The organism is Paraburkholderia sp. RAU6.4a (assembly GCF_050435625.1).
GTDB lineage: Bacteria > Pseudomonadota > Gammaproteobacteria > Burkholderiales > Burkholderiaceae > Paraburkholderia > Paraburkholderia tuberum.
The window spans coordinates 386,849-401,799 of sequence record NZ_JBNDKQ010000002.1; the positions used below are offsets into that span (position 1 = coordinate 386,849).

Sequence of the window (14,951 nt, forward strand, 5' to 3'; positions counted from 1 at the left end):
GGTGCGTATTGAACGGCGCGTGGGACTAGCGCTAAGACCTCGCGACCCCCGCTTCACCCGGCGGTCGCGCATGCGGATTGCCATGCGTCGTCTCGAGCGACGTGTCGTGATGCAGCAGCAACACCGCCGCCATGCCGATGAGTCCCGCGCCCGACAGGCATAGCAGCCCGGCGCCGAAGCCGCCGGTGCTGTCCTTGATCCAGCCCATCGCGAACGGCCCGAAGAAACCCGCCAGGTTGCCCAGTGAGTTGATCGCGGCGATGCCGCCCGCGGCCGCCGCGCCCGACAGGAACGCGGCCGGCAAAGTCCAGATTACCGGCAGGCAACCGAAGATGCCGAAGCCGGCAATCGATAGCGCGATCATCTTCTGCACCGGATTGTCGAGCCCGGCCGCGGCTGCGATGCCGGCCGCCGCGACGAACAGCGCAATCGCGACGTGCCAGCGGCGTTCGAGGTGGCGATCCGAATGCCGTCCCCACAAAATCATGCTGACGAGGCCGACCACGTACGGCAGCGACGTCACGAAACCCGTCTGCAGATTAGTGAGGCCGAACGACTTCACGATCTGCGGCAGGAAGAAGCTCAGGCCGTAGTTGGTCGCGTTCGCCCCGAAATAGATCAGCGCGATGGCGAGCACGCGCGGATTGATCAGCGCCTCCTTCACGCTGAAGTGGCGCACCGCCTCGCGATGCTCGCGCTCCTGCTTCTGCCGCGCGATCAGCCAGTCGCGCTCCTCGGCGCTGAGCCAGGTGGCGTCGGCGGGCTTGTCGGTCAGATACAACAGCACCGCGACCGACAGCAATACCGCCGGCACCGCCTCGATCAGATACAGCCACTGCCAGCCGCCGAGTCCGCCGCGGCCGTCGAGCGATAGCAGCGCGCCGGAGATCGGGCCGCCGATCACCGTCGACAGCGGAATCGCCGCCATGAAATAGCCGACCACGCGCCCGCGATACGCGGCCGGAAACCACAAGGTCAGCAGAAAAATGATGCCCGGGAAAAAGCCGGCCTCGGCGACGCCAAGCAAAATGCGCAGGCCGAAAAACACGTGCGCGGGCGAGAGCCCGGTGAAGCGCGCGATGTCCGGGATAAACGCCATCGCGCCCGCGAGAATACCCCACGTAAACATGATCCGCGCGATCCAGCGGCGCGCGCCGAATCGTTCGAGCAGCAGGTTCGACGGCACTTCGAAAAAGAAGTACGCGATAAAGAACACGCCCGCGCCGAAGCCGAACGCGCTCGCGGACAGATCGAGCGCCTTGTTCATCTGCAAGGCCGCGAAGCCGACGTTGACGCGATCGAGATAGGCGATGAAATAGCACAGGATCAGGAACGGCACGAGCCGAACCGTGACGCGCTGAAGGGTACGTGCCTCGAGATCCATATATGTCTCCTCCGGTTCGGCGACCGGTGTATGCCGCTATGTGGTGGGGTCCGTCTGCGGTTCGAAATGCCTGTCCGTCGAACAGGCATCGTTACAGACTAGACGCTCAAAAGGGATTCCGGAAGGTCTTTTGTGAACCATGTGGTCCGCTCATTGCCGACGCCGTCGCGGCGTGGCGCTCGCGTCCATTGTTAGGACTCGCGCAACAGTGTTTTCGGTTGTATCGGCTGATCTTGGGCGAACGATTCCGGATAATTGCTGCCTGACTAATCAGTTAAAAATGCAGGTGATCCACGATGTCGAATCAGGGTTCGGACATGCTCGCTGAGGCGCGCAAAACGGTGCGGGTACGCGAAGTCGCGTCCGTCGCGCGAGCGGAAAGCACGCACAGGAAGAGGGCGCCGCTGCCCACGCGCATGCGCGCGGTGGCGGCGGTGGCGCTCGCGTGCGCGAGTCTCGTCGGGTGCGCGTCGAGCACGGATGTGGTCGCGAGCGGCAAGCCCGGCAGCTACACGGTCGCCGCCAGCGCGACCGGAGGACGCATGGCCTGGGCGCGCGCGCACGAACTCGCGATGAACGAGGCGCGCGACTACTGCGATCGTCTCGGTATGCAAAGCAGCGTGAAGACGGAGACGGTCAGCGGCGTCAGCGCGATGACCGAGCACGGGTCGTCGGTCAGTTTCGAGTGTCATCCGCGGTTCTGACGCAGCGTTGCGCGCGGGCGGCGGGTGCCGCCGCCCCATGAAGATCACTTTTTATCGAACGTCACCAGGTGTAACCACTTCTCAGTCTTCGCGTGGTTTGGCGTTGGTCGAACGTTTGACGAACGGTGCGCCCGAGAAGCCCGCCATCGCGCGGCCCTGCACGGGCGATGTTTCGCGGGCGCGGCGGGCAGGGCGCGCGGACGTTTTTTCTGTTCGCGCCGTCTCGATCTGCCGCGAAAGCGTGTCGATACGCTGGCGCAACAGGTCGGTCGCCGCCACCCGTTCAGCCAGCAACGCATCCTTTTCCGCAAGCTGCCCGCGGGTCGCGGCATGCCGCGCAGCGGAGGCAGCCAGTTCTGCCTTTGATGCGGCCAACTCGTCCCGAATCGCGTCCCGCTCGGCCCGCGATTCGGCTTCGAGCGTCGCCGCCCGCTCGTGACTCGCCTGGAGCTCCTTGCGCAGACGTTGCGCCGCCGCTCGTTCACCGTCGATTTCGAGCAAGGCGCGCTTTTCCGCCGCGGCGAGCCGCTGCTCGTTCTGCTCGTGCGAGCGGCGCAGCTTCGCGAGTTCGTCGGCGAAATCGCGGCGGGCATCGGCGAGCGCGGCGGCTCCTGCCGCGATTTCTTCCTTCGATGTCGCCAGTTGCGCCGTCAGCATGTCGTTGGCCGTCTGCAGCTCGACGATGCGCGCGTCGAGTCCGGCAATCCGCGCGCGCAGGGTCGCGACATCGTTGGCCGCCTGTTCGGCTTTCTCGACGGCGTCCTGACGCTGCCTGTCGTGTTGCTTGGCCTGTTCTTGCGCGGCGGCGATTTGCGCGTCCGCGTCCTGCCTGAACACGTCGAGCGCGGCGTTCGCGGCGTCGCTCGACAGACGCCACAGCTGGGCCGCCAATTCGCCGGCAGCCGCTGCGACCTCGGGCGGCAAGTCCGGACGGCCGACGTCCACACGCGTCTTGTCGCGCACGTCGGTCCAGAAATCGCGCAACGCCTTGGCCGGCGCGCTCATGCTGCCTTTGCGCACCAGCTGGTACAGGCGGTTCGCGGTCGGTGTTTCGCCGTAACGGAAAAACAGCAACGCGCAGACCTCGCGATAAAGCGTCTGCGTGTCGGACGCGTTTTGACGGACGACTTCGATGTCGGCTTCGAGGGTCATGTGGAAGCGGCTTTGGGGAATATGGATGTGTTGATAATACAACGTAAAACGTACCATATACTACACAATTCAATCCTCAACACGACATTAGTACTATAATGTCGTGTTTATGATTGGCGTGCGGATTGTTCAATCGTTATCAGCGGAACGGGATACTAAATTTAGAAGCCCGGCGTCAGGACGACTTTCCCTGACGCCGTCCTGCCGTTCTGCAAATCGTCGAACGCCTGGCTTCCGGCATCGAGCGGCCGCACGTCGAGCCAATCCAGCGAACCGAACGCGCCTTCGTGCAACGCCGAAACCGTCGCGCGAAGATCCGCCATCGTATAGGTGTACGTACCCAGCAGCGTGATTTCAGCGAGCGTCAGCTTGCGCATATCGATTTCGCTTGCCCAGTCCTGGAGGCCGATGTGCATCACGACGCCGCCAGGCTTCACCGACGATAACGCGAGCGCGCGTGTCGGCTTTGCGCCCACGGCATCGATCACGAACTCAAACCGGCTTTCAGGCGCCGGCGCGTCCAACGGATCCCATGTCTCGCACTGCGCATGCTGCTCCGCCGATCGTCGACGCAGCGGATTGACCTCCGCCATTTCAACCGACCGGCAGCCGTACGATTTCAGTAACAACGCCGACAGCAATCCAATCGCCCCGCCGCCAATGACCAGCGCGCGGGTTTCCGGCAACGGTCTTTGCAGCGCGCGCATCGACAGATTCAGCGCATGCAGCGCCGTAGCAGCCGGCTCGGTCAGCGCGGCGTGCGTTGCGGGCATCTCCTCCGGAATTTCGACAACGCATCCCGCAGGCAACGACATATATTGTGCGAATGCACCCGGACGCGTCATGCCGACCATCGTCCGGTTCGCGCACAGATTGTCGCGCCCCTGCACACAATATTCACAGTGCCCGCAGGTGATCAACGGATTGCCCGTGACGCGCAAGCCTTTCATCAGATGCGGTGCGCGCGTCTCCACGATCGTGCCGGCGAACTCATGACCGAGAATGAGGCCGGGTTTGCGTCGCGGATCGTGGCCGTGGAATGCATGCATATCGGAGCCGCAAATACCGACCGCATCGATCCTGAGTATCACCTCGCCGTCGGCTGCCAGCGGTTCGGGCCGATCCAGCAACTGGAGCTCATTGGGCTGCGTGTAGACAAGTGCTTTCACAAGCGTTCTCCGTCGTGCAATTGCGTTACCGCCTACCGCGCGGTGTACCCGCCGTCGACCATGATGGTCTGGCCCGTGACGTACGCGGACGCGTCACTCGCAAGAAACACCGTGACGCCATACAGATCGTCGAGTTGTCCATTGCGTCCGATGCACGTGTTCTGCGCGTGCATATCCGCGACGCGCGCGTCGTTGAAAACGGGAGCCGTCAGCGCAGTGGGGAAAAAGCCCGGCCCAATCGCGTTGCACGTGATGCCGTAGCGTGACCACGCCTGCGCGATAGCACGCGTCAATTGCACGACACCGCCCTTCGCCGCGCCGTATGGCGCGCTATCGTTGAATGCACGGTATGACTGCAGCGACGCGATGTTGATGATGCGACCATGTCCGCGCGCCTTCATCGAGGGTGCGAGCGCCTGCGTCATGAAGAACGGCGCGCCAAGATGCAGTGCGAGCTGCTGTTGCCACGCTTGCGGCGTCACTTCATCGAATGGTTGACGCAGATTGACGCCCGCCGCGTTGACGAGAATGTCAATCTGGCCGTGCTGTGCCGCTGCATCGAGCGCGCAGGCGCGCGCCGCATGCGCGTCGCTCAGATCGCATGCGTGCATGTGAGCATCAATACCGTCATCCCGCAGCCGCATTGCCGCTTCGTCGAGCGCATCACTTCGCCGCGCCACCAGCACGACGCGCGCACCCGCCCCGCCCAACGCGCGCGCCATCGCTTCGCCGACGCCCGAGTTGCCGCCGGTCACGAGCGCGGTTCTGCCATTCAGGTCGAATAGTCGAGCGATATTCAACGGTGTCCTCCTTCGTCGTACCGATTGCACATGCCGATGGCGTTCATACCTGTACCGGTTCGCCACGCACGAATGCTTCGTCGGGAAAGTACTTCTGCAGGCGGTCGTCAGCGGTACGGGCGTGGGCTTCCATGCCTTCGAGCCGCGAGATACGCGCCGTCACTTCGCCGATGCGCTTCGCCGCATCGCGCGTCATGCGCTGCCACGTCAGCGTCTTCACGAACTTGTGCACCGAGAGCCCCCCTGAATAGCGCGCTGCGCCGTTGGTGGGCAGAACATGATTCGGACCGCTCGCCTTGTCGCCGAATGCGACCGTCGTTTCTTCGCCGAGAAAGAGCGAGCCGTAGCACGTCAGATGTTCGAGCCACCAGTCCAGATCGGCAGCCTGCACTTCGAGGTGTTCCGATGCATAGCGGTCAGACACGTCCACCACTTCCTCTCGCGTGTCGCACAGGATCACTTCGCCGTAATCGCGCCACGCGGCGCCTGCGGCATCGTGTGCGGTCGGCGGCAACGCATCGATGAGTTGCGGAACCCGCTCAATGACCTCGTCGGCGAGCGCCTTCGACGTCGTGAACAACCATGCCGGCGACTCGTGGCCATGCTCGGCCTGGCCGACCAGATCGCTCGCGACCATCGCCGGGTCGGCACTGGCGTCGGCGATCACCGCAACTTCCGACGGCCCCGCGAAGACGTCGATCCCAACCTTGCCAAAGAGCGCGCGCTTCGCCTCCGCGACGAACTTGTTGCCCGGCCCCACCACAACGTCCGCCTGCTTGCCGGTAAAAAGCCCATACGCCATCGACGCAATCGCCTGCACGCCTCCCAGCGTCATCACGACATCGGCGCCTGCCGCCTTGAACGCATACAGCACATACGGATGGATGCCGCCTCCGCGAAACGGGCTCGAACAGGCAATCACCGTTTTCACGCCCGCTGCCTTGGCAGTCGCAACGCCCATGTATGCCGACGCGATATGCGCGTACCTGCCAGCAGGCGCATAACAGCCGACCACGTTGACCGGCACCACTTTTTGCCCTGCCGTCACGCCTGGATACAGTTCGACCGAGAAATCCCCAATCGAGCGCCGCTGTGCGAGCGCGAAGTCGAATACCTGTTGCGCGGCGAAATCGATATCGGCCTTCACGTGCGCGGGCACTTCGAGCGCACGCCGTTCGATCTCATCGGCGCAGACGATGATCGGACCGTCCCAGTTATCGAGTTTCTTCGCATACGCACGCGCGGCGTCTTCGCCATGCGCCTGAATCTGCGCAAGCATTTCACCGACGACCTGTTGCGCCGTCGCGGTCTCGGTTTCCGGCGTCTTGGCTGCTTTCTTCAGGTAAGTCACGCTCATCGCCTTCTCCTTCATCGATGTTAAAAATAATGCAAGCGCTTGCAGCGAGGGGCTTTTAAAAGGCCACACCGTGGCCTTTTTGCGCGATCGCGACCGCGCGTTATTTGCTGCCGTCCATTGCGAACGCCGCGAGTTTAGGGTCGCCCAACACACGCTTCATCGCGCTGTCGTCGATATAGTCTTTTGCTTCGGGGACGGACGCGAGCGCGCCCGATGCATGCATGAACTGCGCGATCTTCGTGAACGAATCGTCGGCCTGCGATGCGCCTTTCGTGCGGTCCATCGCGGCGAGTTGCTGCTTCAGGTCGAAGGTCGGGCGCGTAGCGAATTCCTTGCGCATCGAATCGTCGCTGATGTTGACGCCGCCCTCCTGGTAAAACTTCTTCATCATCGCGACGGCCTGGTCAGGGTGCGCCTTCATCCACGCCCATGCATGCAGATAGACGGCGAGAAACTTTGCCACCTGATCGGGATGCTGCTTCTCGAATTCGCCACGCGTGACGAGCGCGCCGGGCACCGATGCGCCGCCGTCCTTACCGGAGCACAACACGCGCGCGCCCGCCTTCTCTTCGAGCGTATAGTCATACGGCGCCCACACGCCCGCGTAATCAGCATTGCCCGACGACACAGCGGAAATGATCTCGGCCTGGCCCATGTTCTTGAGCGTCACGTCAGCCTTCGTCAGCCCATACTTTTTCAGGCATGCCTGTACCGCGTAATCACCCGTCGAGTTGGACGTCAACACGATGGTTTGGCCTTTCAGCGACGCCGGATTGCGGCGCACCGCGTCATAACGCGCCTTGCTCGCCATCAGAACGTTGCCCTGCGATTCGTCGTTTGTCAGGCCGATCACCTGAATGCCGAAGCGCTTGTAGCCGAGCACGGCCGGCACGGAACCCGTGCCGCCCACGTCCCAGGATTTCGACGCCGCCGCCGCAATCTGCGGCACGCCGGCGGGAAACACCGAAAACTCGGGCTTCAATCCGACCTCTGCCCACCACCCTTTTTCGGTTGCGACATAGAACGGCAACGCCCAATACAGCGCGGGCTGATAGCTGACCCTGATCAGAGTGAGATCGGCGGACCACACCGTGCCCGGCAACGCCGCACTGCCCGCGCAGAGCAACGCGATGAAAGGGATCGCACGCAGACGTTTCATGCTGGTCTCCTGTTTTATGGGGTATTGCGCTCAGCCGTTGGAACCGGTGGCAGTTTTATGCAGCTTCATGCAGCGACACGTTCGACAGCGCCGTGTTCGTCGCGCAACGACTTCCAGATATGCGTGCGCAACCGGACGAACGATTCGAGATCCATCACGTCTTCGATCCGCTTGCACGCGTCCCAGCCATGCTGCTCGCGCACGGACTTCACATCGATCACTTCTTTCACGCGCCCCGGCCGGCCCGTCATCACGACGACGCGATCCGCGAGATACACCGACTCTTCGACCGCGTGCGTGATGAACAGCACCGTGCGCGGATTCACGCGCGTGAGCCGCACCAGTTCTTCCTGCATGACGACCCGGGTTTGGGCATCGAGCGCGCCGAACGGCTCGTCCATCAGCAGCACGCCGGGGTCGAGCGCATACGCGCGCGCGATCGCGACGCGCTGCTGCATGCCGCCCGATAGTTGATGCGGATACGCCTGCTCGTAGCCGCGCAGATTCATCAGCGACAGATAGCGTTCGATCGTTTCGCGTCTTGCGTCGGCGGCCATGCCCTTCGCGCGCAAGCCGAGATCGATGTTGTCCCACGCTGTCTTCCACGGGAACAGCGCGAACTGCTGAAAGACGACCGCGCGATCGGGTCCTGGCCGTGTCACCTTGCGGCCCGCCACCGTCACGCTGCCCGAAGTCGGAAACTCGAGACCCGCGACCATCCGCAGACACGTCGTCTTGCCACAGCCCGACGGCCCGACGATCGCAACGAATTCCTTGTCGGCGATTTCCAGTTCGACGTGTTCCAGCGCGACGACGCTCGCCTTGTCGCGCCTGAACATGCGGGACACGTCATTGAAACGAATCATGCTCATCGTGCGCTCCGTCACGGTTGAGAGAGTGAAGCCACGGTGCTAGTGCCGGGCCACGCGCCGGTTGCGCATCGCGTACGCTTCGATGCGTCCAAGCAGCAGGTCGATTGCCGCGCCCACCATACCGATTGCGATCATCGCGCTCATCACCGTCGCCGTGTCGATTGCCGCTTGTCCCTTGACCATCATGTAGCCAATGCCGCTCGACGCGACGATCAGTTCGGCGCCGACCAGCGACATCCAGCCCAGTCCCGCCGCGACGCGCACACCTGCGATCACCGACGGCAACGCGCCTGGCAGCAGCACTTCGCAGACGATCATCCGGTTCGACGCGCCGAGCATGCGCGCCGCTTCGAGCAACCTGACGTCGACCTGCTGCGCACCGCGATAAGCATTGACGACGCACGGCGGAAACGCACCCGCAAAAATGATCAGCACCGGGCCACCGATGCCCGTGCCGAACCACAACGCGGCAAACGGCACCCATGCAATCGGCGCGATGAAACGCACGGTTTCGAAGAGCGGCGTCACGCAGTAGTCGAGCCAGCGGAACCAGCCCATCATCAGACCGAGCGGCACACCCAGCGCGACGGCCAGCAAAAAGCCCATCAGATAGCGCTGCAAGCTCGCCCACAGATGCACTTCGAGCGTGTAACCGACAAACGGATGCGTGAGCAGATGGGCAAACTTGTGAACGACTGCAAGCGGCGTCGGTAGAAAGATCGCGGGGACGAGTTCTGCTGCCGATGCCAGCCACCAGATGCCGAAGAATGCGATCAGCCCCGCGGCATTCAGCGTCCAGAGCGGCACGTTGCGTCGAGCCACAGCACGCCCAGGCTCGCTGACCATCTTGCGCTGGCGCAACGTGCGTGCCGCACTGCCGGACTCGCGATTGACGCCGACGGGCTCGATGTCAGGATGCGCGACACCGCGCAGATGACCCGGTTTCATCTGTTCGCTCTCCAAGGCATGAGTTGCCGTTCGATTTGCCCAAGCGCGAGCGTCATCAACCATCCACACAGCGCGACCGTCAGCATTGCAACGACGATCATCGCCGGATAGATGTCGAGCGAGCCTTGCGTCAGCAGATGCCCGAGACCTCTGACCGCACCGATCAGTTCGCCCGCCACGAGCGTCGTCCATGAAGCCTGCAATGACAGGCGCAAGCCTGTGAAAATCATCGGCAGCGCGCCGGGAATCATCACTTCCAGCACGAAGCGCGAACGCCGCAAACCCAGCATCTCGGCGGCTTCGAGCATCGGCACGTCGAGATTGCGCACGCCCGCGAAACTGTTGATCACGCATGGCACGAACGCCGCGAACCAGATCACCATCACCTTCGCGGAGTCGCCGAGTCCAAGCCAGACGATCGCGAGCGGAATCCACGCGAGCGGCGGAATGGGTCGCAACAGCAGAAAGATCGGGTTGAAGAACGCTTGCGCACGCGCCGAGTAGCCCATCCATAGGCCGAGCGGCACGCCCGTCACCGCCGCCGTCGCGAAGCCGTATAGAACGAGCTTCACGCTCTGCACGATGTGCTGGTCGAGACGGCCGTCGGCATAACCGACCGTCACCACCTGGGCAAGCGCCTGCCAGGTATCGAACGGAGTGGGGAATCTCGACGCTGCGACGATGCCTGTGAGAGCCGTCAGCACGTACCACGCGGCGAGCGTTGCTGCGAGCGTGCCGATGCTGCACAGGAAGCGCGGTGAACGGATTGCGGGGAACACATTGTCTCCTGCCTGTTCAGCGGCGTGAAATGCAACGCGCCGCGCAATGAAATGTAACCGCTTGCATTTGAATATAGACGCTATGATCACGGGTCACATCGGGATTTATACCGATTCGAATGATGTTGTACTGTCGTTCGCTTGCAATCGGGCACTACAATCAATTGAGCCTATCCAAACCGGTCTGATCTGCCGCAATGAATACCTTGCCACGCGCCCGTATCAGCGATGTCGCCACACTCGCCGGCGTCTCGACGGCAACTGTGTCGCGCGCTCTCTCCAACCCCGACGTGGTGAAAGCGGACACGCGCGCGCGCATCCGTGATGCGATCGCCACGCTGGGATATGTGCCCGACGGCGCGGCGCGCGCGCTTGCGCTGGGCCGTGCGCGAATGGTCGGCGCAATCGTGCCGACGCTCGACAACGCGATCTTCGCGCGTGCGGTGCAAGGCTTGCAAACCACACTGTCGAATTCCGGCTATCAGTTGCTGATCTCCGCGCACGAGTACAACCTGTCCGCGGAAATCGAAGTCGTGCGCGCGCTGCTGGAACGTGCTGTCGACGCAATCGTTCTGGTCGGCACCGACCATGCGCCGCAAACCTATGAACTGATTCGCGCGAGCCACGTCGCGCTGCTGCTGACCTGGTCGCACGCCGAGCGCCCCGGCGCAGCCGGCAGCGGCGACGCAGATACACCGCCGTCGATTGGCTTCGACAACCAGTTGATCGGGCAACTGGCCGCTGAACATCTGCTCGAACTCGGTCATCGCCGCTTCGGCGTGATCTCGGGCTTCACGCGCCATAACGACCGCGCGCGTCAGCGGATCGAAGGCTTCCGGCGAACCCTTGCACAGCACGATATCCGCCTGCCTGATGCGAACATCATCGAACAGCCGTTCGGCTTCGAAGGCGGTCGCGCCGGGCTCAAGCTACTGACGCAATTGCGCCCTGCTCCAAGCGCCATTTTCTGCGGCAATGACGTGCTCGCGCTGGGTTGCCTGTTCGAAGCGCAATCGGCCGGTATCGCCGTGCCGCAGCAGTTATCGATTGTCGGTTGCGACAATCTGCCCATCGTCTCGCAGATCACACCAGGTCTCACTACCGTGCTGTTGCCCACTTACGAACTCGGCGAACGCGTCGCCCGCGCACTGCTGCGCTGGCTCTCGGACGGCGTGCCGCCGCAGCGCGAGTGTCTGCCGATCGAACTGATCGTGCGTGGCACGAGCGGCCCGGCGCCCGCGTGAAGTGCGCCTGGTTCCTTTCGGCGCATTCGCGCATCACGCGACCAAGGTCTGCAACTGTGTGAGCAACGCATCGGGAATCTCGATTCCATCGCGGCTTGCCGCGTCGGCCAACGCATGCCGCCGTTGCCCTGGCAAACGGACATCCGCATCCTGCAACATCGCCGCGACAAGCGCCTCGACCCGTTCTACGTACATCTCATTGCCCGCCAGCGCGCCCGGATCGATGGCCCAGAACAGATGGCCGATCCGCGAGCGTGCCCCCTCCTCGGTCAGGAACGATCCCGCTTCATAGCCGAAGTTCGCGCCCGCCAGCGCCGCCGCCAGCAGTTCGACCATCAGCGCGAGCATCGCGCCTTTCGCGCCGCCGAACGGCAGCATCATGCCGTCGAGCGCCGCCTTGGCGTCGGTGGTCGGCGTACCGTCGCGGGCGGTCGCCCAGCCGGACGGTATGGGCTTGCCTTCGCGCGCCGCAACCATGATCTTGCCGCGCGCCACTTGCGACAGCGACAGGTCGACTATCAATGCGTCGCCATTGCGGCGCGGAAACACGGCGGCAATGGGATTGGTGCCGAATAGCGCATGACGCCCGCCCCACGCGGGCATCGCCGCCGGTGAATTGCTGAACGCAAGGCCCACCATGCCCGCCGCGCCGATCGCCTCCAGGTGATATGCGCCGACGCCGAAATGATGGCTGCGGGTCACGCTCGCCACTGCGCTGCCGTGTTCGCGCGCACGGCCGATCAAGGTCTCGACAGCAAGCGCGCAGGCGGGAAACGCCATGCCATCGGCGGCATCGACGAGCACGGCGGCGTTGCGCGTCGCAACAATGGAGGGCTTCGCCTGCGGATCGACGCGCCCGTTGCGCAACTGCGCGACGTACATCGGCAAACGCGAAACACCGTGCGACGACAACCCGCACGAGTCCGCATACACCAACGCGCGGGCCGTGGCCGTCGCGGTCTCCGGCGTTGCGCCCGCGTTGCGGACGGCGCGCGTCGCGAGTTCGAGCAGTTCGTCGGCTGAGACTCGCGTCATCGTGAGATTCCTTCGGTTACGTGTGAATCACGCTGCGCAAGCAGGGCCTCCGTCACGCGCGCCGCAACGAGCGTGCTGACACGTTCGTTCGACTGCATGGTCAGCCCCGCAATGTGCGGCGTGAGAATGAGGTTTGGTGCGTCGGCCAGCGGGGAACGGGCGGCGAGCGGCTCATCGTTGAAAACGTCGAGCGCCGCGCCGCCAATGCGGCCTTCGCGCAACGCCAAGGCAAGCGCCGCTTCATCGACGATCCCGCCGCGCGACGTGTTGACGATAATCGCGTGGCGCTTCAGCGCCGCGAGTTGCGATGCGCCGAGCAGATTGCGCGTGCTGTCGACGAGCGGCACATGCAGCGTGATCACATCGGCGGCACGCAACGCTTCGTCGATGCTCACGCGGCGTACGCCGGTCGCGGCCCAGCACGCCGCGTCGGCCGGCTGCAGCGGATCGTAGGCGAGCACCTGCATGCCCAGCGCGCGCGCGAGCTGTGCAACGAGTTGCCCGATGCCGCCGAAGCCGATGACGGCAAGCGTGCTACCCGCCGCTTCGCGGCCATTCGAAAGTGCCGCGCGCGGCCATTTGCCCGCCGCGACCTCCATGCTCGAACGGTATGCACCGCGCAGCAGCATCAGTGCCGTGGCGAGCACGTACTCGGCCACCGCGCGTGCATTCGCACCCGTCGCCGGGAACACCGATACGTTGCGTTGCGCGCATGCGTCCAGATCGATGTTGTCGAGCCCGACGCCCAGACGCCCGACTACGCTCAGACGCGGCGCGGCATCGAGCAGCGCGGCCCTTACCTGCGTGCGATTGCGCACGATCAGCGCGTCGGCATCGGCCAGCAACGCGTTCAACGCAACGGGTTGATCGACGAGCGACGCATCGGCATGCACGTCGAAGTGCTCGCTGAGCGCTGCGACTGCGCAAGCGTCGATGAATTCGCTGATGACGATCTTCTTGCGCGTCGCGCGCGGATTCGTACTCAGGTTCGTGCTCAATTCGAGCGCTCCTGTAGATACGCGGGCGGCGCCATGTCGTTGACATCGCTTGCGTTCGCTTGCGGCTCGCCGCGTTGAACTTCCGGCGGCGCGGCCAGCAGTTTGCGCGCGGCCTGCACATCGAATGCGCCTTCCCAGCGGGCGACGACAATCGTCGCCACCGCATTGCCGATCATGTTCACGATCGCGCGAATCTCGTTGAGCACACGATCGATACCGAGTATCAGCGTAATGCCCGCAACCGGAATGATGTTGTGCGTCGACAGTGTCGCCGTCAGTGCGACCAGCGCCGCACCCGCCACGCCCGCGCCGCCCTTTGACGTCACCATCAATATCGCCAGCAGCCCGATCTGTTGCAGTAGCGTGAGATGGGTATTGGTGGCCTGCGCGATGAAGAGCGAGGTCATGGTCAGATAGATCGCGGCGCCGTCGAGGTTGAACGAATAGCCCGTCGGCAGCACGAGCCCGACTACCGGCTTCGGACACCCAAGCCGTTCGAGCTTTTCCATCAAACGAGGCAACACCGATTCCGTTGTAGACGTGCCCAATACGATCAGCAGTTCCTCACGCAGATACTTGAGCAGCGGCCACAACCCCACGCCCGCCCAGCGGCAGATCGTGCCCAGCACCAGGGCGATGAAGAGAAAGCTCGTCAGATAGAAGCACACGATCAACAGACCGAGTTGCTGCAACGTCGAAATGCCATATTTTCCGACTGTGAACGCCATCGCGCCGAACGCGCCAAGGGGAGCCAGGCGCATGATCATTTCGACGATCCGCATCAGCGCTTCGCCGCTCTGTTCGATCACGCGCGACAGGAAGCGGCTGCGCCGCGACATAATCGATAGCGCGATGCCGAACAACACCGAGAACAGCAACACCTGCAACAGATCGCCCCGCGCGAACGCGCCCACGACCGAATTCGGCACGATCTCTTCGAGGAAGCTGGTGTTCGACTGCGCGTGAACTTCCGTCACGTAATGGCTGACTGCATGCGTATCGAGCGTCTTCGGATCGATGTTCAGCCCGGAGCCGGGGTGCAGCAGATTGGCGACGACAAGGCCGATGACGAGCGCCACCGTCGTCACCGCTTCGAAGTACACGATGGTTTTGAGGCCGACGCGCCCGACCTGCTTGAGATTCTCCATCCGCGCGATGCCGACGGAGACGGTACAGAAGATCACCAGCGTGATCAGCATCTTGATGAGCCGGATAAAGGTATCACCGAACGGCTTCATCTGGACGCCGAGATCCGGCCAGAAATAACCGACGAGAATGCCTGCCGCAAGTCCGATCAGAACCTGCACGTAAAGATGTTTTAGCACGCGCAAGATGGTGTCTCCTCCACTC

At 63.5% G+C, this 14,951-nt stretch carries 14 protein-coding genes; 2 read left to right on the forward strand and 12 right to left on the reverse strand.

Going from position 1 to position 14,951, the window contains the following annotated elements; genetic code table 11:
• Positions 1 to 31: 31 nt before the first annotated feature.
• Positions 32 to 1,384 carry an MFS transporter gene (locus OKW40_RS06525; protein WP_429355550.1) on the reverse strand — a complete coding sequence of 451 codons (1,353 nt, stop codon included), beginning with the start codon at positions 1,382 to 1,384 and terminating at the stop codon, positions 32 to 34.
• A 296-nt stretch (positions 1,385 to 1,680) separates the two neighbouring features.
• Here OKW40_RS06525 and OKW40_RS06530 point away from each other — a divergent pair, with 296 nt between their 5' ends.
• Positions 1,681 to 2,088: a hypothetical protein gene (locus tag OKW40_RS06530; RefSeq protein WP_429488816.1), complete on the forward strand. Its 408-nt coding sequence runs from the start codon at positions 1,681 to 1,683 to the stop codon at positions 2,086 to 2,088.
• Positions 2,089 to 2,169: 81 nt separating this feature from the next.
• Here OKW40_RS06530 and OKW40_RS06535 read toward each other — a convergent pair whose 3' ends face one another.
• The 8 genes from OKW40_RS06535 to OKW40_RS06570 all read right to left on the reverse strand — a co-directional run bounded on the left by OKW40_RS06535 (position 2,170) and on the right by OKW40_RS06570 (position 10,324).
• A complete protein-coding gene (locus tag OKW40_RS06535) occupies positions 2,170 to 3,240 on the reverse strand; it encodes a DNA-binding protein (protein WP_429488818.1) in 1,071 nt (356 codons plus the stop codon).
• A gap of 161 nt (positions 3,241 to 3,401) precedes the next feature.
• Positions 3,402 to 4,409 (reverse strand): galactitol-1-phosphate 5-dehydrogenase, encoded by a 1,008-nt coding sequence (locus OKW40_RS06540; RefSeq protein WP_429488820.1) that lies wholly within the window; start codon positions 4,407 to 4,409, stop codon positions 3,402 to 3,404.
• A gap of 32 nt (positions 4,410 to 4,441) precedes the next feature.
• The gene (locus OKW40_RS06545) at positions 4,442 to 5,209 is read right to left on the reverse strand and encodes an SDR family oxidoreductase (RefSeq protein WP_184066472.1); all 768 of its coding nucleotides are present in this window, start codon (positions 5,207 to 5,209) and stop codon (positions 4,442 to 4,444) included.
• 43 nt (positions 5,210 to 5,252) lie between these two features.
• A complete protein-coding gene (hisD, locus tag OKW40_RS06550) occupies positions 5,253 to 6,566 on the reverse strand; it encodes a histidinol dehydrogenase (protein ID WP_429488822.1) in 1,314 nt (437 codons plus the stop codon).
• A gap of 100 nt (positions 6,567 to 6,666) precedes the next feature.
• Positions 6,667 to 7,725, reverse strand: a complete 1,059-nt coding sequence (locus tag OKW40_RS06555) for an ABC transporter substrate-binding protein (protein ID WP_184066466.1) — start codon at positions 7,723 to 7,725, stop codon at positions 6,667 to 6,669.
• A 65-nt stretch (positions 7,726 to 7,790) separates the two neighbouring features.
• Complete coding sequence (locus OKW40_RS06560) at positions 7,791 to 8,597, reverse strand: ABC transporter ATP-binding protein (RefSeq protein ID WP_429488825.1); 807 nt, start codon at positions 8,595 to 8,597, stop codon at positions 7,791 to 7,793.
• Between the two features lie 39 nt (positions 8,598 to 8,636).
• The gene (locus OKW40_RS06565) at positions 8,637 to 9,545 is read right to left on the reverse strand and encodes an ABC transporter permease (protein ID WP_429488827.1); all 909 of its coding nucleotides are present in this window, start codon (positions 9,543 to 9,545) and stop codon (positions 8,637 to 8,639) included.
• Complete coding sequence (locus tag OKW40_RS06570) at positions 9,542 to 10,324, reverse strand: ABC transporter permease (RefSeq protein ID WP_429488829.1); 783 nt, start codon at positions 10,322 to 10,324, stop codon at positions 9,542 to 9,544. Before OKW40_RS06570 ends, OKW40_RS06565 begins: the two co-directional genes overlap by 4 nt.
• Positions 10,325 to 10,521: 197 nt before the next feature.
• Here OKW40_RS06570 and OKW40_RS06575 point away from each other — a divergent pair, with 197 nt between their 5' ends.
• On the forward strand, positions 10,522 to 11,568 hold the full coding sequence (locus OKW40_RS06575; RefSeq protein WP_429488831.1) for a LacI family DNA-binding transcriptional regulator: 1,047 nt from the start codon (positions 10,522 to 10,524) through the stop codon (positions 11,566 to 11,568).
• A 33-nt stretch (positions 11,569 to 11,601) separates the two neighbouring features.
• Here the strand turns inward: OKW40_RS06575 and OKW40_RS06580 are convergent, their stop codons facing one another.
• The 3 genes from OKW40_RS06580 to dctA are packed head-to-tail and all read right to left on the reverse strand — an operon-like array spanning position 11,602 to position 14,932.
• Complete coding sequence (locus OKW40_RS06580; protein WP_429488833.1) at positions 11,602 to 12,603, reverse strand: Ldh family oxidoreductase; 1,002 nt, start codon at positions 12,601 to 12,603, stop codon at positions 11,602 to 11,604.
• Complete coding sequence (locus OKW40_RS06585; protein ID WP_429488835.1) at positions 12,600 to 13,601, reverse strand: hydroxyacid dehydrogenase; 1,002 nt, start codon at positions 13,599 to 13,601, stop codon at positions 12,600 to 12,602. Before OKW40_RS06585 ends, OKW40_RS06580 begins: the two co-directional genes overlap by 4 nt.
• Entirely contained in the window at positions 13,598 to 14,932 is a 1,335-nt protein-coding gene (dctA, locus tag OKW40_RS06590; protein WP_429488836.1) for a C4-dicarboxylate transporter DctA, read from the reverse strand. Before dctA ends, OKW40_RS06585 begins: the two co-directional genes overlap by 4 nt.
• Positions 14,933 to 14,951: the final 19 nt, after the last annotated feature.

Bases quoted from the DNA above. Each gene is read 5' to 3' on its own strand.
- OKW40_RS06525 (WP_429355550.1), bottom strand. From the start codon at position 1,384: ATGGATCTCGAGGCACGTACCCTTCAGCGCGTCACGGTTCGGCTCGTG.
- OKW40_RS06530 (WP_429488816.1), top strand. From the start codon at position 1,681: ATGTCGAATCAGGGTTCGGACATGCTCGCTGAGGCGCGCAAAACGGTG.
- OKW40_RS06535 (WP_429488818.1), bottom strand. From the start codon at position 3,240: ATGACCCTCGAAGCCGACATCGAAGTCGTCCGTCAAAACGCGTCCGAC.
- hisD (WP_429488822.1), bottom strand. From the start codon at position 6,566: ATGAGCGTGACTTACCTGAAGAAAGCAGCCAAGACGCCGGAAACCGAG.
- OKW40_RS06555 (WP_184066466.1), bottom strand. From the start codon at position 7,725: ATGAAACGTCTGCGTGCGATCCCTTTCATCGCGTTGCTCTGCGCGGGC.
- OKW40_RS06560 (WP_429488825.1), bottom strand. From the start codon at position 8,597: ATGAGCATGATTCGTTTCAATGACGTGTCCCGCATGTTCAGGCGCGAC.
- OKW40_RS06565 (WP_429488827.1), bottom strand. From the start codon at position 9,545: ATGAAACCGGGTCATCTGCGCGGTGTCGCGCATCCTGACATCGAGCCC.
- OKW40_RS06575 (WP_429488831.1), top strand. From the start codon at position 10,522: ATGAATACCTTGCCACGCGCCCGTATCAGCGATGTCGCCACACTCGCC.
- OKW40_RS06580 (WP_429488833.1), bottom strand. From the start codon at position 12,603: ATGACGCGAGTCTCAGCCGACGAACTGCTCGAACTCGCGACGCGCGCC.